This is a genomic window from Salinisphaera sp. Q1T1-3, assembly GCF_003602005.1.
Taxonomy (GTDB): domain Bacteria; phylum Pseudomonadota; class Gammaproteobacteria; order Nevskiales; family Salinisphaeraceae; genus Salinisphaera.
This window is the reverse complement of the sequence record NZ_QZWD01000004.1, coordinates 207,214-224,517: the sequence shown is the minus strand read 5'-3', so window position 1 is coordinate 224,517 and position 17,304 is coordinate 207,214. Positions and strand designations below refer to the sequence as shown.

The 17,304-nt window shown below is 63.7% G+C and carries 13 protein-coding genes; 8 read left to right on the top strand and 5 right to left on the bottom strand.

Annotation, left to right across the window (positions count from 1 at the left end):
• Positions 1–42: 42 nt before the first annotated feature.
• From D3260_RS06125 to D3260_RS06115, 3 genes are read right to left on the bottom strand one after another with little or no spacing between them, the layout of a single operon-like run.
• Positions 43–1,029, bottom strand: coding sequence for an ABC transporter permease (locus D3260_RS06125; RefSeq protein ID WP_120097683.1), 987 nt, complete (start codon positions 1,027–1,029; stop codon positions 43–45).
• Positions 1,029–2,561: a sugar ABC transporter ATP-binding protein gene (locus D3260_RS06120; protein WP_120097682.1), complete on the bottom strand. Its 1,533-nt coding sequence runs from the start codon at positions 2,559–2,561 to the stop codon at positions 1,029–1,031. The genes D3260_RS06125 and D3260_RS06120 overlap by 1 nt, the downstream gene beginning before the upstream one ends.
• 59 nt (positions 2,562–2,620) lie before the next feature.
• Positions 2,621–3,637, bottom strand: coding sequence for an ABC transporter substrate-binding protein (locus D3260_RS06115; protein WP_199671378.1), 1,017 nt, complete (start codon positions 3,635–3,637; stop codon positions 2,621–2,623).
• A gap of 641 nt (positions 3,638–4,278) precedes the next feature.
• Here D3260_RS06115 and D3260_RS06110 point away from each other — a divergent pair.
• The 5 genes from D3260_RS06110 to D3260_RS06090 all read left to right on the top strand — a co-directional run bounded on the left by D3260_RS06110 (position 4,279) and on the right by D3260_RS06090 (position 10,680).
• On the top strand, positions 4,279–5,898 hold the full coding sequence (locus D3260_RS06110) for an FGGY-family carbohydrate kinase (protein WP_120097680.1): 1,620 nt from the start codon (positions 4,279–4,281) through the stop codon (positions 5,896–5,898).
• Between the two features lie 191 nt (positions 5,899–6,089).
• Positions 6,090–7,658, top strand: a complete 1,569-nt coding sequence (locus D3260_RS06105) for a hypothetical protein (RefSeq protein ID WP_147418112.1) — start codon at positions 6,090–6,092, stop codon at positions 7,656–7,658.
• 455 nt (positions 7,659–8,113) lie between these two features.
• Positions 8,114–9,349 (top strand): L-dopachrome tautomerase-related protein, encoded by a 1,236-nt coding sequence (locus D3260_RS06100; RefSeq protein ID WP_120097678.1) that lies wholly within the window; start codon positions 8,114–8,116, stop codon positions 9,347–9,349.
• Between the two features lie 77 nt (positions 9,350–9,426).
• Complete coding sequence (locus tag D3260_RS06095) at positions 9,427–10,260, top strand: alpha/beta fold hydrolase (RefSeq protein ID WP_120097677.1); 834 nt, start codon at positions 9,427–9,429, stop codon at positions 10,258–10,260.
• A gap of 54 nt (positions 10,261–10,314) precedes the next feature.
• Positions 10,315–10,680, top strand: coding sequence for a hypothetical protein (locus D3260_RS06090; protein ID WP_120097676.1), 366 nt, complete (start codon positions 10,315–10,317; stop codon positions 10,678–10,680).
• Between the two features lie 97 nt (positions 10,681–10,777).
• Here the strand turns inward: D3260_RS06090 and D3260_RS06085 are convergent, their stop codons facing one another.
• On the bottom strand, positions 10,778–11,842 hold the full coding sequence (locus D3260_RS06085; RefSeq protein WP_120097675.1) for an NAD(P)-dependent alcohol dehydrogenase: 1,065 nt from the start codon (positions 11,840–11,842) through the stop codon (positions 10,778–10,780).
• 160 nt (positions 11,843–12,002) lie between these two features.
• Here D3260_RS06085 and D3260_RS06080 point away from each other — a divergent pair, with 160 nt between their 5' ends.
• Positions 12,003–12,923, top strand: a complete 921-nt coding sequence (locus tag D3260_RS06080; protein ID WP_120097674.1) for an AraC family transcriptional regulator — start codon at positions 12,003–12,005, stop codon at positions 12,921–12,923.
• Between the two features lie 6 nt (positions 12,924–12,929).
• Here the strand turns inward: D3260_RS06080 and D3260_RS06075 are convergent, their stop codons facing one another.
• A complete protein-coding gene (locus D3260_RS06075) occupies positions 12,930–13,826 on the bottom strand; it encodes a LysR substrate-binding domain-containing protein (RefSeq protein ID WP_158583415.1) in 897 nt (298 codons plus the stop codon).
• 280 nt (positions 13,827–14,106) lie between these two features.
• On the opposite strand from D3260_RS06075, the gene D3260_RS06070 reads away from it, so the two are divergent.
• Complete coding sequence (locus tag D3260_RS06070) at positions 14,107–14,379, top strand: hypothetical protein (protein WP_120097672.1); 273 nt, start codon at positions 14,107–14,109, stop codon at positions 14,377–14,379.
• Between the two features lie 187 nt (positions 14,380–14,566).
• Positions 14,567–17,281: a glycoside hydrolase family 3 C-terminal domain-containing protein gene (locus D3260_RS06065; protein ID WP_120097671.1), complete on the top strand. Its 2,715-nt coding sequence runs from the start codon at positions 14,567–14,569 to the stop codon at positions 17,279–17,281.
• Positions 17,282–17,304 lie beyond the last annotated feature (23 nt).

Sequence of the window (17,304 nt, the reverse complement as noted above, 5' to 3'; positions counted from 1 at the left end):
CCGCGTCGCGGCGTTGAACAGTGAAGTCGGGTTGGAGACAGGTCAGGCGTCGCGGCCGCGACCGATGTAGACGGCCAGCAGGATGATCCCGCCCTTGATGACGTCCTGCAGATAGGACGACACGCCCATCAAATTCAGTCCGTTGTTGAGCATGGCCAGTAGCATGGCACCGACGAGTGTGCCCAGAACCACGCCGCGCCCGCCGGCGATGGCTGCGCCGCCGAGTACGACGGCGGCGATTGCGTCCAGCTCGAAGCCTTCGCCGATGCCCGGCTGCCCGCTCATCAGACGCGAGGTGATCACAAGCCCGGCGATGGCCGCCGTCAGGCCGCTGATCGTGTAGACCAGCATCTTCGTGCGCGGCACCCGGATGCCGGTCAGGCGGGTCGCTTCCTCGTTGCCGCCCACGGCATAGACATAACGACCGAACGGGGTGTGATGCAGGACCACATAGGCGATCGCATAAGTCAGAAGCATGATCAGGATCGGCAACTGAATGCCGGCCAGCGTGCCGCGGCCGAACCAGGAGAACCACGACGGCAACCCCGAGATCGGGTAGCCGCCGGTGTAGAGCAGTGCCAGGCCGTGGGCCGCGCCCATCGTGGCCAGGGTGACGATGATCGGCGGCATTCGGCCAAAGGCGACACAGAAACCGTTGAAGGCACCGAAGGCGCTGCCGAGGCAGAGTCCGGCGGCGATTGCGACCGGTGCCGGCCAGCCCGCGGCCATCAGCCCGGCCATGATGGTGCCGGACAGGGCCATCACCGGGCCGACCGACAGATCGATGCCGCCGGTGAAAATGGCAAAGCTCATGCCCACGGCGATGATGCCGATCACCGAGCCCTGTCGGATCACGTTCTGGATATTCCCGAGATCAAGAAACCGGTCGTTGACCAGACTCATGATGATGAATACGGCGATGAACCCCAGGAGCGGGAAGAACATCGGCGAATGCAGCAGCCGCTGCCAGCGCGAACGGCGTTGTCGTCGCGGCGCCGCGACGGCGGCGGATGGGGTGGCGTCGCTCATCAGGCGTCCTCGGTCACAGAATGGGAGACATCGTTGCGGCGTGGCTCGGTCACGGCGTGTCGCATGATGGTGTCGGCCTCGATCGCCTCGTCGGCCAGTTCGGCCACGATCCGGCCGTGGCTGAAGACCAGCACGCGGTCACACAGGCCGGTGATCTCGGGTAGTTCGGAAGAAATCATGATGATGGCGATGCCCTGGGCAGCCAGCCGTTTCATCAGTGTGTAGATCTCGGCCTTGGCGCCGACATCGATGCCGCGCGTCGGCTCGTCGAAAATGAGAATCCGACAGCCGCGATCCAGCCAGCGGGCAATGACCACCTTCTGTTGATTGCCGCCGGAAAGCGAGGCCACAGGGGTTTGCGCACTCGGTGCCTTGACCCGGACCTGATCCATGGCCGCATCGACGGTTTCGGCTTCTTGCTTGCGGCTGATAAACGGAGCCGGCCGATAGAATTGTCCCAGGTGATTGAGCGTGATGTTGTCGGCGCAGGAAAACGGCAGGATCAGTCCCTGGCGCTTGCGATCCTCCGGCAGCATCCCGATCCCCGCATCCAGCGCATCGGCCGGTGAGCGAAACGTGACGTCGGCGCCGTCGAGTCGAATTTGGGCGACGCGCGTCGGATAGGCGCCGATCAGGGCCATGGCAAATTCGCTGCGCCCTGATCCCACGAGCCCGGCAAACCCCAGAATTTCGCCCCGGTGCAACGTGATCGAATCGGTGTGGTCGGTCTGTTTCAGGCCGATCTCGGCCGTGAGCAGAAGCGGGGAATTCGCGGCCCGTGCTTGGCGCGGAGGGAAGATGTTCTCGACCCGACGCCCGATCATCATTTCCACGAGTGCGTCGTGATCCGTGTCCGCCACGCGGCAGCTGTCCACGTATGTGCCGTCGCGCAGCACTGTGATCCGGTCGCAGATCTGGAAGATCTCTTCGAGATGATGCGAGATGAAAACCATCGCGACCCCGTCTTCGCGCAGGCGTCGCATGATGCGGAACAGGCGTTCGACTTCACTTGGCGTAAGCGGGGCGGTTGGCTCGTCGAGTACCAGCACGCGGGCGTTGAGCGACAATGCCTTGGCAATCTCGACGAATTGCTGATCGGCCACGCTCAGCCGGTGTACCGATATCTCCGGGTCGATGTCGATTTCCAACCGGTCGAACAGAGCGTTGGCTTCGGCGCGCATCTGTGCGTGCCGGATCAGGCCGAGGCGATTCCGCGGTTCGCGGCCTAGAAAGATGTTGTCGACCACCGACAACCACGGCACGAGGCTGAATTCCTGAAACACGATGCCCACGCCGGTCGCACACGCATCGCGATAGCTGGTGAATCGACGGGGTTCGCCATCCAGCCGAATCGTGCCTTCATCGGGTTGATGAATACCGCATAGGATCTTCATCAACGTCGATTTGCCCGCGCCGTTCTCGCCCAGCAGGGCATGAATTTCGCCGGCGGCGACCGTCAGGCTGACGTTATCCAGCGCCTTCACACCCGGGAATTGCTTGCTCACTTGTTCCAGTGACAACACGGCAGTCATCGATCGCTCCTGCGCAGTACGAGCGCGGCGCCTTACTGGCGTCGCGCTCGCAATGAGGCTCAGCTGCCCCAGTGGAAGCCGGCAGCGTTCTCAGGAGTCACCGGGGTGACATCGACCGGGATTTCGTCCGGGCTCTTCTCGCCGCGATATTTCTTGAGCGCCAGTTGCAGCGCCTTGACGACTTCGACATCCGGGTGCTGGGCCACATCCACGACGATCGGCGTATCGGGCTTCTGCATTGCCTTGATGACCTCCGGAATACCATCGATCGTGGCCAGTTTGACGTGATTCTGGCTTGATTGAAGCGCAACCAGCGCGCCGAGCGTGCCACCATCATTCACACTGAACAGGCCGTCGAGGTCGGGATGGGCCTGAAGCATGTTTTCTGTCACGTTCATGGCGGTGTCACGTTCCTGGTGACCGTTCTGTTCGTCGACGATCTTGATGCTGTCGGCCTCGCCGAGTGCTTTCTTGCAGCCCTTGACACGTTGCAGGATCGGCGTGACCGGAATCCCGTTGAGGATCGCGACCTGGCCTTTGCCGTTCAGGCTCTTGGCCAAATACTGACAGGCCAGATAGCCAGCCTTGAAATTCTTCGAACCGACGAAGCCGGAAACCGGTCCGTCCGCCTGAGCGTCGACCGCGACGGTCGGAATGCCCGCGCTGTGGGCAGAAACGACGGCTGACTGGATGCCAACCGTATCGGTGGGGTTGAGCAGCAGCACATCCACGCCGCGCTGGATCATGTCTTCGACGTCGCTGGTCTGCTTGGCGATGTCGTGATGGGCGTCGGTGACGATCAGCTTGGCTCCCATCTTGTCGACCTGTTTCTGCAGTGCCTTCTGCATGGTCACGAAGTAGGGATTGTTCAATTCCTGGAACGACATCCCGATGACGAGTTCGTTATCCGGCTTTTTTTGATCGTCGGCCGCAGCGGCAGGCAGGGCGACGGCGGCAATCGGCATCAGGGCCAGCGCCAGCGCGCGGCGGAGATTGGGTTTTCTCATGATCGACATTGGGTTCGCTCCTCCTCGTGGCCGTCGCCGGCGCTGCTGATCGTTGGGCGATGCAGCCATACCCGGCGAGGCAGTTATGTTAACGTTGTCATTTCACGCTATTGCGAGGCTTGGCGTTTCACAATCCGCCTTTTGGATTACTTGGCGCGCGTCGTCACGAGATCGACCGTCGCACCCGTGGCCAAACGGCGGCAAGACAAGGCATCGTGAGAATGGCGTGGCTCAGCCATGTGAGCGCGCGATAACGCCGTATGGTCGTCGCTTGGCCGCTAGTCCTTCGCGTTGCCCCTGCTATCTCGTAACGACAGGCCTTCGGGCGTGTTGAGGTTTCGTGCGAGTCCGCGCCAAGTGTGCCCTGAAATTGACGATGGGCGGCAAGACGAGGCGTCTCAGGCACCGTGCAGTGATGCTGCGCCAGCGTGCTGGAACGCTGGATTGCCGTCGTGTTTTTGATTTTAGGGCGCTTGTCCCTTCGGGTTGGGCCGCCCATGAAAAATCGACGACGGGCGCCCTGCGGCGTTGCGAGCCTTGCCGGACACACGGCGGTCTCTCGACGAAAAGGCGCTCGGACGAAACCTCAACACGCCCTAGGCTAAAGTCGAAGCGGATTGACGAGCGCGTTCACCAGAAACGCGGCAGAGTGGTCGCCCGGTGCGGTGTCAGACCGAGCACGCCGGTTCCACTCGGCAAGAGGAGATTCCATGAGCGCGTATTATCTCGGCATTGACGTGGGGTCGGGCAGTGTTCGGGCTGGCGTTTTTGATGGTGCCGGGCGCTGTCTGGCCCAACGTGCCTGTGCGATCGCGCAGTTTCGGCCCGCGGCGGCGTTCGTCGAGCAATCGAGTGACGATATCTGGCGGGCCTGCGTGCAGGCCGTAAACGAGGCGCTCGATGCGGCCGCGATCGCCCGCGAGAGTGTCCGCGCCATCGGCTTCGATGCCACCTGTTCGCTCGTGGCTGTCGGAGCCGATGGGGCACCGGTTTCGGTTTCACCCACCGATGACGATGCACAGAACATCATCATGTGGATGGACCATCGTGCCACTGCCGAAGCCGAGACGATCGCGGCGACCGGTCACGAGGCGCTGCGCTACATCGGCGGCCAGGTCAGCCCGGAGCTGGAATTGCCCAAGCTGCTCTGGCTCGCGCGAAATCGGCCGGATCAGTACGAACGCGCCGCGATGTTCCTCGATCTGGCCGATTACATGGTGGCGCGAGCCGTTGGGGCGCTCGATAGCGACAAAACGCCGGGCAAGAGTGTCTGCACCCAGGTCTGCAAGTGGCTGTATCTGGCCCACGAGAAACGCTGGCCGACGGATCTGCTGGCTGACATCGGCCTCGAGTCCCTGCTCGACAAGCCGCGTATGACCGGCCCGATCCGTGAACCCGGTGCGCCCGCGGGGCATCTGACCCCGGCCGTGGCTGAAGCGTTCGGACTGCGCGGCGATGTGGTGGTCGCGACTGGGCTGATCGATGCCCATGCCGGCGCGCTCGGCATGCTCGGTGACGACCCGGAGGCTGGCCTGGCGGTGATTGCCGGAACCTCGACCTGCCATATCGCGTTCTCGCGCGCGCCTTGTTTCGTGCCGGGCGTGTGGGGGCCGTACTGGGGCGCGGTGCTGCCGGATGGCTGGATCAACGAGGGCGGGCAGAGCGCGGTCGGGGCGTTGATCGATCACGTGATCGCGGACAGTGCGGCAGGCACCGCCCTGATGGCAGAGGCTGATGCCCGCGGCATGAGTCATTTCGATGTGCTCAACGCCCGCCTCGATGCCATGGAGGCAGAACACGGCGCGCCGACACTGACCCGCGATGTTCATGTTCTGGATTACCACCACGGCAATCGGTCGCCACTGGCGGATGCCACGCTCACCGGCGCATTCACCGGCCTGACGCTGGGAACGCGTATTGACGATCTGGCTGTTCGTTACCTGGCGACGCTGCAGGCGGTGTCCTATGGGACGCGGCACATCATCGAGGCACTGAACGACAACGGTCACGCGGTGACCCGGCTGCGCGTGTGTGGCGGCATCCTGAAGAACGAGCGATGGCTGACGGAGACGGCCGATGCCATCGGTCTGCCTCTTGAGGTGCCTGCCGAGACGGAGACGGTTCTGCTCGGTAGTGCGATGCTGGCCGTGACTGCTGCCGGCGATGTGCCGGATCTGCGTGCCGCCGCCGCCCGAATGAGCCGGACGGCCCGCGTCGTCGAGCCACGCGACGAGCGACGATCCTTTCACGATGCCAAATACCGGGTCTATCGCGCGCTGCATGCCGATTCGGTCGGCTACCGGGACATCATGGCGTCGGCCGACATCTGATGGACCGATAGACGCCGGCGTGGCGGGGCAGGGCATGCGGGCGGCAGTGGTCGTCGCCGGGCGGCCTCGATGCCGTCGTTCAGACTGGACGGATGAGGCTCAGCGGTTTGCATTGCCCACAATCTATACCCCACGGCATCCGGGGCGGACGGCATAATATGTGGCAATTACATATTATTTAAGGAAAATCGTTGGGGAAGCGCAGTGTGGAACGGGTCGGCACGACGCGATGTGTGTCGTCGGGCCGGATGCTGTCGGCCGTGGGCGCGCTCGCGCTGGGATTGACCGGCATCGCGGCCACGGCGGGGGCCGCCGAGGCGCCGGCCGACGGCGAGGAGGCCGCGGGCGGTTTCCTGCAGCAGGCAGAGCAGCAGTGGGTCCGCGGGATCCGTCTTCACGGGCGTGTCGGACTCTATGACTTCTACCGCGATCACAACCTGAATCAGCCGTTTCCCGGGCAGCGCGACGGACAGGCCGACGACGACTACGAGCTGGAGTCGCTGGCCGTCGGCGGCAACATCTACGCCGAGACGGGCACGCTCTACGGCTTCTCGGCGGGGTTGGGTTTCTCGTTTGCCCAGGCGCTGCGGGACAAGACTGACTACAACCCCAACCTCGTCGGTGCGACCGGGCACTATCGCACGCTCAACCGTGCTTATCTGCAGTACAACATCGACGGCGTGCGAGTGCGGGCGGGCCGACAGAACATCTATACGCCGTTCGCCTCGGATGACCAGTTCGCCTTCATTCCGCGCTCGTTCGCCGGGTTTTCGGTCGCCGTCGACCCGCTCGCCCTGACCCGCGGCGAAGACACGGATTTCGATACCGGCAAGACGAAGAAAGGCACGCTGAGCCGTCAGCGCAAGGCGCCCGTGTCCTACGACAACGATCTGCTCATGCCCATGACGTTTGCCGGGGATGTCGCGTCGATGCCGAAGTGGCGTGTCTATTTCGCGCGCATGTATAAGTACGAAAGCCGTCAATCGGACCATTTCGCCGACGGCAATCGCTACGTCGACGATACCAGCGGTTTCTACACGCTCGGCACGCATGTGCGCCAGCGCACGCACGTCGGCGACTACATCGCTCAGGTCTGGCACTACAACTTCAACGACACCGCCGATCTGCAATACGTCGAGGCCGGCTACCAGACGCCGGCGCTGCTGGGCGGCGAGAATTTTTCGGGCATCCGACCATATGCCCGTGTTCAGTACGTGCACGAGACCGAGGCCGGCGCGGCGCGCCTGGGCAACGTCGATGCCCAGGTCTACGGCGCCAAGTTCGGTGTGCGCACGGCCCATGTCAATCTGGCGGCTGTGGGGCATTACGCGCCGCGACACGAGGGCAGTTTCCGCAACGGCGGCGTCGTGCATCCCTATACCGATCTGTCCGGTCTGTTCTATACCGACACCATGAACGACGGTGTCGGCGATCTGGGGCCGGGTTACGGCTATGGCGGGCGGCTCGACATCCAGGCCACGGACAACATCAGCGGTTTCACGCGCTATGTGCGCTATCTCGCGCGTGACGGCCAGAGTCACAATTTCTACAACTACGACGGCCCGCGGGGGTTCGCGGCCGGCACGCCGATCACGCACGACGAGCACTCCTGGGGCTGGGACACGGGGGTAACGTTCGATCTCGGCGCGATCAGCGACAAGCTCGCCGGTGTCCAGATCCAGAACACGCTCGGTATCACCGGATTCGAGAACAGCCAGACCTTCTACGACGACCGTTTCCGGCTGTTCTATAAATTCTAGGGCCTGTTGATGTGTCGTTCGAGCGCCTTTTCGTTGAGAGGCCGCCGTGTGTCCGGCAAGGCGCGGGTTGCCGATCGTGGCGTGCCACGATCCAGACTCGCAACGCCGCCGGGCGCCCATCGTCGATTTTTCATGGGCGGCCCAACCCAAAGGGACAGGCGCCCCAAAATCAAGAACACGACGGCAATACAGCGTTCCAGCACGCGGGCGTAGAACGACGGCGCGGCGCCAGCTAGGCCTCGTCTTGCCGCCCATCGTCAATTTCAGGGCGCACTTGGCGCGGACTCGCACGAAACCTCAACACGCCCTGGCGTGGCCAGGGGCCGACGCGACCCGGTAAGACGGCGCGTTGACGCGCCGCGTGCGACATGAGGCAGTGATATCGGCTGCGTCCCGGTTGCGCCGGGCCGACGACGTTCGCGCCCCGGTGGCCCGATCGGGCATACACTCAGCGCATGAGTCAAAAGCAGTTTCTCATGCGCGAAACGATTCAATACGCGGCCGTCGCCATCGTGCTGGCCGGTCTGTCGATGCCACTCTGGGCCGCCCCGGCCGCGAAAGAGGCCACGGATGCCGATGTCGCCGGTGCGCTGGCGGCGCCGGAAAAGACCAACGGCGCCGATGCCGCGCTCGACCCCGTCGCGCGTTTCGGCAATGATTTCAAGCTGGTCGGCATCGCCGTGACACCCGATGGGCATCTTTTTGCCAGCGCACCAGCGAGCGCGGATGCCCGTTCATCGGCCAGCGTGGTGACGGTAGATCCGGAAACCGGGGCCACATCGCCTTTTCCGAATGCGGCCTGGAACCACTACGACGCGCAGGCCGCAGGCCGCCAGCAGTGGATATCGGTGCAGGCACTCTGGGTCGATCGGGCGAATCGGCTGTGGGCGCTCGACAAATCGCTGCCCGATGCGCCGGACAACCAGCCGCCCAAGCTCGTGGCGCTCGATCCGGCGACTGGCCGCATCACGCATCGCTATACGTTCGGCAATGTGCTCGAGCCGGGCGACTCGCTCAACGATGTCCGTGTCGACGACAAGCACAACGTGGCTTATATCTCCAACGCCAAGAACGGCGGCGGAATACTCGTGGTGGATCTGGCCAGCGGACGCTCGCGCATGGTGCTGCGCCGCGACCGCTCCAGCGTGGCCGACCCGGATCAGCATCTGAAATTCGGCGATCGTATCGCCCGTACCCAGGACGGTCATGAGCTGTCCCTGGATACGGATGGCCTGGCCCTCTCGCCCGATCGGGACTGGCTCTATTATCGCCCCCTGTCGGACCGGCATTATTATCGTATTCCCACCGCGGCGCTCATCGATCGATCGCTGACGCCCGCCCAGCGGGCCGCCAAGGTCGAGCCGCTCGGCGATCATGCGTTGTCCGGGGGGCTGGCGATGAGCGATGCCGGCGTGCTCTACGCCGGGGATCTCGAACATCACAGCGTCGTCGCGCTCACGCCCACGCGCGACGACAAGGGCCGGCCGCAGCTTGAAAGTCAGGTTCTCGTGCACGACCCCGAACGGTTGGCCTGGGCCGACGGGTTTGCCATCGCCAACGGCTATCTCTACATCGCGGATTCGCATCTCAACGAAACCCATTTCGCCAACGGCTATCCCCGTCGCGGTGATTTCACGATTTTCCGGGTGCCGCTACTCAACGGGCCCGGCGGTGCGCCCGATCCGGACTGAACGATAGTTGAGCCGTCGGCCGTGGCTTTGCACACTGTCGGTCATCCATACATTGCCGCTGCGCAACGGAGCCAGCCATGGGATATGTGAAAGTCGGTACCGAGAATTCGAGCCCGGTGGAGCTGTACTACGAGGACGTCGGTGCAGGCCGGCCGGTGGTCCTCATTCACGGCTGGCCGCTGTCCGGCCGATCGTGGGAGCGCCAGGTACGGGCGCTGGTCGAGGCCGGCCATCGCGTGGTGACCTACGACCGGCGCGGGTTCGGCAAATCCTCACAGCCTTACACCGGCTACGACTACGATACGTTCGCCGCCGATCTGCACACGCTGATCGAAACGCTGGATCTCAACGAGGTGACGCTCGTCGGTTTTTCGATGGGCGGGGGCGAAGTCGCGCGCTATATCGGCACCTATGGCACGAAACGCCTGTCGGGTGCCGTGTTCGCGTCCGCGGTGCCACCGTATCTGTTCAAGAGCGACGACAACCCCGACGGCGGTCTGGACGACGCCACGATTCAGAGCTTCGAGGATGGGGTGAAACAGGATCGGGCCGCGTTCTTCGAGCGGTTCTCGGCCGACTTCTTCTCCACCGAAAGCGGCGGGCTGCTGGTCTCCGAGGCCAATCGGGTCTATCACCGCAATCTGGCGTGGGCGGCCTCGCCCAAGGGCACGCTGGACTGCATCGCAGCGTTCGGGCGTACGGATTTCCGTGACGATCTGAAAACGATCGATGTACCCACGCTGGTCATTCATGGCGATGCCGATGGCATCGTGCCGCTCGAGGTTTCGGGCAAGCGCACGGCCGAATCCGTGGCCGATGCCTCGCTCGTGGTCATCGAGGGCGGCCCGCACGGCATCAACGCCACGCACGCCGCGGAGTTCAACCGCGCCTTGCTGGAATTCCTCGGCTAGCCGTACCGCCGGTCCTGCAAGACAGGCGGCTTTTCAATTTCAGGGAGAAACGAGATGCGTGACTGGATCGGGCGGAGTGTGCTGGCGTTGACCGTGCTGGTACTGGCCGGTTGTGTGCAGAACAACGGGGCCGACAAGACGAGTGCCGATATCGATCAGACCAAGCTCTGTCAGGTCGATACCTGGAAACCGTTGAACGTGGCCAATCAGTGCCAGCCGGGTCAGAAAGTGCTCTATCGCCCGGGCGGCTCGGGCGATGCCGAACAGGCGGCCCTGTTCGCCGCGGCCAACTGCGATCTGCGCTACACGGTTGCGGTCACACCGGGCGGGACGGCCTGTATCTACAAGCCGATCAGCTCGGCCAACGCCCTGCCGGGCGGCGAGCGCGCCCATGCTGAGGCCGACGACGGGGCCGGCTGAGCCACGTCGATAAGGGGCCGGCGGGCCATGAAAAAAAAGCCGGCGCCATCGCGGCGCCGGCTTTGCCCTCAAGGGCCGTTGATCCGGAGAGCCGTGATCAGGCGGCCGCCTTGTCGAACGACTGCATGTCGATGACGAAGCGATAACGCACGTCACCGCTCTTCATGCGTTCGAAGGCTTCGTTGATGGACTGGATGTCGATCATTTCGACATCACAGGTGATGCCGTGCTCGGCGCAGAAATCCAGCACCTCCTGGGTCTCCGGCATGCCGCCGATGAGCGAACCGCCCACCACGCGCCGTTTGAAGACCAGGTTCATGCCGGTGATCGGCGGCTCGATCGGGTCCATCAGACCGACCAGAATATGCGTGCCGTCGTATTTGAGGCAGTTCAGATACGGATCGATCTCGTGCTGGACCGGGACCGTGTCGAGCATGAAGTCGAAGGTGTGCGCGACCGCGGCCATCTGGTCGTCATCGGTCGAGACGACCACATGATCGGCGCCGTTGGATTTCGCCTCGTCGACCTTCGACGGACTACGCGTGAACACCGTGACCTCGGCGCCGAGCGCCTGGGCGAGCTTGACGCCCATATGTCCCAGGCCGCCCATGCCGATCACGCCAATGCGGTGACCGCGACCGACGCCATAGTGCTTGAGCGGGCTGTAAGTGGTGATGCCCGCGCACAGGATCGGCGCGGCCGATTTGAGATCGATCCCATCCGGCATGGCAACGACAAAACGCTCGGAGACCACGACGAAATTCGAATAACCCCCCTGGGTCATCGTGCCGTCGTGCCGGTCCGGGCTGCCGTAAGTCATGGTGAAACCGTTCAGGCAGTACTGCTCGAGCCCGTCGTTGCAGGCGTCACAATCGCGGCAGGAGTCCACCATGCAACCGACGCCGACAAGATCGCCCACGGCAAACCCGGAAACGTCGGGGCCGACAGCGGTGACGCGGCCGACGATTTCGTGGCCGGGCACGATCGGGAATTCGGTGAAGCCCCAGTCGTTCTTGGCGAAATGCAGGTCTGAATGACACACGCCGCAATAGAGGATTTCGATGGAGACATCGTCCGGGCGCGGATCGCGACGCTCGAAGTGCCAGTGTTCGAGCGGCTTGTCGGCCGCGTGGGCGGCAAAGGCTTGTGTCGGTGTCGGCATAACGACTCCTTAGTCGAAGTGACGATCGGCTGACGATCGAAAAGCGATAAGCAGAACGAAGTATTGCGATGGCCGACGTCGATCACCATAGTCATTCATCGCTGTGTTTTGCCTAAAAATCCAGGTTGGCGACCTCTCTACGCTATAACGTTGCCTAATCATGCCCAATCATCTGTCCTCGGCGCAGGCTGAACGCTGTGCCCGGCTGGCGCGCCGGATCGAGGCGCATCTCGACCACGACGGGTACAACGTCACTGACATTCCGGAACTGCAGCTGTTGTCGGCCCGCGAGCACAGGCCGCGGCAGCCGGTCTGCTACGCCCCCGGTCTGATGTTTTTCGTCCAGGGCGACAAGACCGGCTATGTCGATGATCGCGTGATTCGTTACGGGCCCGGTCATTATCTGGTCCAGGCCATGCCGCTGCCGTTCGAGTGCGAGACCTTCATCGGGCCCGGCGATGCGCCGCTGCTCGGCGTGGCGTTGCGTCTGGATGCCGATCTGCTCGCCGAGCTGATCTCGGAATGGCCGGCAGGCGGTCAGTGGCCCGACGATACAGACGACCATGCGTTGCCCATGGCGGCCGTAACTCTCGATGACGCAATCGGCAGCGCGCTGGAGCGATTGCTGGATTGTCTCGATGATACCGCCGCGGCCCGGGCGCTGGGCAGCGGTCGCGTGCGAGAAGTCGTTTTCGAAGCGCTGCGCGGGCCGCAGGGCCATCTGCTGCGCCGACTGATGAGCGAGCAGGGCATCTATGCACGGGTCGGTCAGGCGATCGCGCGTCTCCAGGCCGATTTCACGGCCCCGGTCTCGGTGGCCGAGCTGGCGCGCGCGGTCAATATGAGCGTTTCCAGTTTTCATGCCCATTTCAAGCGCGTGACGCGTGTCTCGCCATTGCAGTACCAGAAACGGCTGCGTCTGCTGCGTTCGCGCGAACTGTTGTTGGCCCGATACGGCACGGTGGCCGGAGTCGCGGCTGCCGTGGGCTACCAGAGTGCCTCGCAGTTCTCTCGAGAGTACAAGCGCTATTTCGGCGTGGCCCCGGTCAGCCATGCCGAAATCGTCCAGGCTGCGGTCTGATTCGACTCAGTCCGTGGCGTTCGGCGGCGGCAGGGCCAGCGCGGTGTCGATGAAAAAACGTACGGCGGGGTCGGCTTCCTCGCAGCGGTGGGTCAACGAGATGTCCATGCGCGCGTTCAGGCCCGCGATCGGCCGGAACACGACATCGCCGCGAAAACGCGCGGCCAGAGCCGCCGACACGAGAGCGAGACCGACGCCTGTCTCGACCAGTCCGAGTACGGTCACCGGATTGTCCGCGCGATAGGCGATGTGCGGCTCGACGCCGAGTACGCGTCGATAGAGCATCGCACCGGCGGCATCGTGTGGGCCGGCATAACCGATCATCGTCTGATCGATCAGCCTGGCGAATGGAATCGTGTCATGCGCGGTCAATGGGTGACGGCTGGGCAGAGCCGCCCGAATCGGAAACTCGCAGAGCGTGTGACGCATCACGCCGGGCGCGTCGGGTAACGACAGCGTTGTACTCAAGACCACATCGACCTGTCGTTCGGTCAGGGCATCGCGTAGCGAACGGGGGTGAATCTCGTTGAACGACAGCCGTATGCCCGGCCGCTCGGCCATCACGATGGTCAGACAGTCGCGTAGCAGACCGCTGTAAAGCGCGCTGGCCGAATACCCGATCCGGATATGGCCGGCTGCGCCGGCCACGGTATTGGCAACGGCCTGCTGGGCCTGGCGTGCCTGTTGCAGGCAACGGCGGGCTTCGGGCAGCAGTGCCTCGCCGGCCGGTGTCAGCCGGACGCATCGTCGGCTGCGCTCGAACAATGGGGTGCCGAATTCGGTTTCCAGCGACTTGATCTGCATGCTCAGTGCCGGCTGGACGATATGCAGCCGCTCGGCGGCCCGGGCGAAATGCAGTTCTTCGGCCAGGGTGACGAAATAGCGCAGATGGCGCAGTTCCATGGAGAGTCTCCGCTCAGTGGCGCGTATGGCCTTCTCGACCGGACCGGTCGGCGTCGCCGATTCATAACGTTTATCAAACGATTGTCGTTTCATCAGCAATACTGATCAACTGATCATAACCATTAATTATCCCGCGGCCCGACGTGCCCTTAGGCTTTCGTCGCATTCCGCGCTCCCCGACATCGCGTCGGCCGGCAGAACGCGGACTACGGCGCCGACAACCGCACTGTGCGAGACGTCGCGCCCCTCTCTCATTCGATACGCAAGAGCGAGACTGTCGATGCGTCTGATAACTGTGTTTTTCATTCTGGCGGCCGCAAGCGCCATCTGTCCGGTGGCGTTTGCTCAGGGTTCGGATAACGCCGCCAGCGAGACCGAAGCGCGCCAGGCCTGGCAGGCCAAGCGTGATGCCCTGGCCGAGCAGCGACTTGGCGGCGCCAGTGAAGACAAGGCCGCCAAACGGTCCGCGACCGAGGCGATGCTGAACTCGCCGATTCGCACGGACGATGCAACGCCGGTGCCGGACGATAACGCGCGCCGGAACAATCGCTAGGGCCCGTTGATGTTTCGTTCGAGCGCCGCGTTGTCGCCCGCTGGTGCCGCATGGCTGCCCGGCGCCTGCGACGCCTCGTCTTGCCGCCCATCGTCAATTTCAGGGCGCGCTTGGCGCGGACTCGCACGAAACCTCGACAGGCCCTGAGCACGAAAACGAGAACAAGAACGGGTTTTCATCAGCGTCCATGGGGCGCTTCGCTCAGGAGTCATTGGTGTCTATAAAGCAGTTTTCATCGCGATCCGCGGTGTTGGCGATGTGTGTCGCCGCCGCGCCCGCGGTGTTCGCAGAACCCCCCAAGACGGGCAACGAAGTCGAAGCCCGTGTGGGGGCGATGGTCGATAACATGAACACGGCCGAGCGCATCGGCTATATCCGTGTCGACGACGGCCATATGCTGCCGCCGCTGGCCAAGTTCGATCTGCCCGGCACGGTCGCCTACGACTCGTCGATGGGCGTGCATGTCAACAACAAGACCTTCGGCGCCCAGTATCCGTCCCAGTCGGGGCTGGCGGCGACGTGGAATCTGAATCGGGCCAAGGAATTCGGTCTGGCGATCGGCTACGAGACCCGTGCCGCCGGCGGCCAGCAGATACTCTCGCCGGGCATGAACCTGTACCGCATGCCTTTCGGCGGCCGTGAAGCCGAATTCGTGACCGGCGAGGATCCGTTCCTCGGCGCGGTGATGGGCCCGGCCGTGGTCAACGGCATCCAGGCTCAGGGCATTCAGACCTCGGCCAAGCACTTCCTGATGAACGAGCAGGAAGCCAATCGGCACGGGCTCGACGTACGCGTCGACGAGCGCACCATGCGTGAGCTCTACATGCCGGGCTTCGAGTCGTTGGTCAAGAACGCCAACGTGACGTCGATCATGTGCGGCTTCAACAAGGTCAACGGCCAGTACGTCTGCGATAACCATCACCTGCTGACTGATGTCCTGAAAGGCGAATGGGGCTTCAAGGGCTTCGTGATGAGTGACTTCAACTCGATCAACGATCCCTTCGAGGGGGCCTGGGCCGGAACCGATCTGGATATGCCCAGCGGCCTGAAATTCACCGAGGCGAACCTGATGCCCTTCATCTGGGCCGGCGCGCTTTCGCCAATCGTCATCGAGGACAAGGTGCGTCGCAATCTGCGCGCCCTGGTCAGCTACGGGTTCGACAAGGGGCTGCCGGTCGCGACTGGCTTGACCGAGCCCGAGCACGGCGCCCGGGCATCCCTGGATATGGCGCGTGAAGCGATGGTGCTGCTCAAGAACGGCCAGGATGACAGCCAGCCGGTCCTGCCGTTGTCCAAACGTGCACGGATCGCGGTCGTGGGCAACATCGCCAACGGCGTGCCGCCGTCGCCGTTCGGGACCGCCAACTCGCCGCCGGATACCTACGTCAATGAACTGACAGGCCTGCGCAAGCTCAATCGCTCGGCCAGCCGGGTCGATTATCTCTCGGCGCTGGCACCCGACCCGGCCACCGCGGTCTGGTATCAGCCCAAGACCGATGCCGATGCGGGCGACGTCACGGGCGTGAAGGCCGAGTACTGGGACAACAGCTACATGATCGGCCAGCCGACGGTGACCCGCGTGGAGCCGGCCATCAACTGGAATTTCACCGCCGGTCGTAATGTCGGCGCCCAGGGCAGTACCGATGCCTCCGGGCTGGATACCTCGGCCTGGCATTTCGCGGCCCGTTTCACTGCCCGCATCAAGCCCACGATTTCCGGCCCGCATGTCTTCAAGATGCGCGGCGACGGCGGCTATACGCTCTGGATCGATGGCAAGGAAGTCTTTCACGACGACGGCGATCCGGTGGCGGCCGATCTGACCTATTCCCCAGCCCATTCGGCCAAGACCGTGTATCTCCAGAAAGGTCACAGCTACGACGTGCGGTTCGAGTATCGCCGTTATCGCAACGACTTCATCCCGGCGCTCGGCGGCATGCAGGGCATCCAGCTGAGCTGGGCCTCGCTGGGGGCGCCGAAGAACCTGGATAAATACGATGCCGTTGTCGTCGCCGCCGGTCTTGGCAGCGAATACGAGGGCGAGGCGTTCGACCACCCGGCCGAACTGCCCGAGTATCAGTCCGATCTGATCCAGAACCTGAGTCGTGCCAATCCGAACACCGTCGTGCTGATCCACGCCGGTGGCGGTGTGAAGATGATGCCCTGGGCCGAGAATGCCGGTGCGATCATCCAGGCCTGGTATCCCGGGCAGCTGGGCGGTCAGGCCCTGGCCGAGATCATCTACGGTGATGTCAACCCGTCCGGCAAGCTGCCGATCAGTATCGCGCGTCAGCTCAAGGACAACCCGGCGTATCCGAGCTACCACGACATCTACGCGTATCGCGGGCCCAACGCCAAGACCGAGATGGACTATACCGAGGGCCTGTTCCTCGGCTATCGCGGCTACGACAAGTCCGGTGTGGCGCCGTTGTATCCGTTCGGGTACGGCCTGTCCTACACCTCGTTCGGCTACAGCGATCTGGCGCTGTCGCGCAAGCGCTTCCGCGCAGGCCAGACCATCGCAGCCCAGGTGACCATCACCAACACGGGCAACCGGGCCGGTTACGAGACCGCCGAGCTGTACGTGCATCCGGACCAGAGCGCTGCGGCCCGGCCGGAGAAAGAGCTCAAGGGCTTCACCAAGGTCTATCTGCAGCCCGGCGAGAGCAAGCGGGTGACCATGCCGCTCAACGGACGGTCGCTGGCTTACTACGTCGATCGAACGGATAGCTGGGATATCGACAAGGGCCGCTACGAGGTTCGTGTCGGCGGTGCCTCCAACGACCTGCCGGTCTCGGCGACGTTGACAGTACCCCGGGCCGTGCGTCTGACCACGCGTGATTCGAACCCGCTGCCGCTGCCGCTGCAGAAGGCGGTCCAGGTGTCGGCCGAGAGCGCTTACTGAGTCGGGACGCGTCCCGGGCGTGA

Coding starts and splice junctions, on each gene's coding strand:
- D3260_RS06120 (WP_120097682.1), bottom strand. CDS start 2,561: ATGACTGCCGTGTTGTCACTGGAACAAGTGAGCAAGCAATTCCCGGGT.
- D3260_RS06110 (WP_120097680.1), top strand. CDS start 4,279: ATGAGCGCGTATTATCTCGGCATTGACGTGGGGTCGGGCAGTGTTCGG.
- D3260_RS06070 (WP_120097672.1), top strand. CDS start 14,107: ATGCGTCTGATAACTGTGTTTTTCATTCTGGCGGCCGCAAGCGCCATC.
- D3260_RS06080 (WP_120097674.1), top strand. CDS start 12,003: ATGCCCAATCATCTGTCCTCGGCGCAGGCTGAACGCTGTGCCCGGCTG.
- D3260_RS06125 (WP_120097683.1), bottom strand. CDS start 1,029: ATGAGCGACGCCACCCCATCCGCCGCCGTCGCGGCGCCGCGACGACAA.
- D3260_RS06085 (WP_120097675.1), bottom strand. CDS start 11,842: ATGCCGACACCGACACAAGCCTTTGCCGCCCACGCGGCCGACAAGCCG.
- D3260_RS06075 (WP_158583415.1), bottom strand. CDS start 13,826: ATGGAACTGCGCCATCTGCGCTATTTCGTCACCCTGGCCGAAGAACTG.
- D3260_RS06100 (WP_120097678.1), top strand. CDS start 8,114: ATGAGTCAAAAGCAGTTTCTCATGCGCGAAACGATTCAATACGCGGCC.
- D3260_RS06095 (WP_120097677.1), top strand. CDS start 9,427: ATGGGATATGTGAAAGTCGGTACCGAGAATTCGAGCCCGGTGGAGCTG.
- D3260_RS06090 (WP_120097676.1), top strand. CDS start 10,315: ATGCGTGACTGGATCGGGCGGAGTGTGCTGGCGTTGACCGTGCTGGTA.
- D3260_RS06115 (WP_199671378.1), bottom strand. CDS start 3,637: ATGGCTGCATCGCCCAACGATCAGCAGCGCCGGCGACGGCCACGAGGA.
- D3260_RS06065 (WP_120097671.1), top strand. CDS start 14,567: ATGGGGCGCTTCGCTCAGGAGTCATTGGTGTCTATAAAGCAGTTTTCA.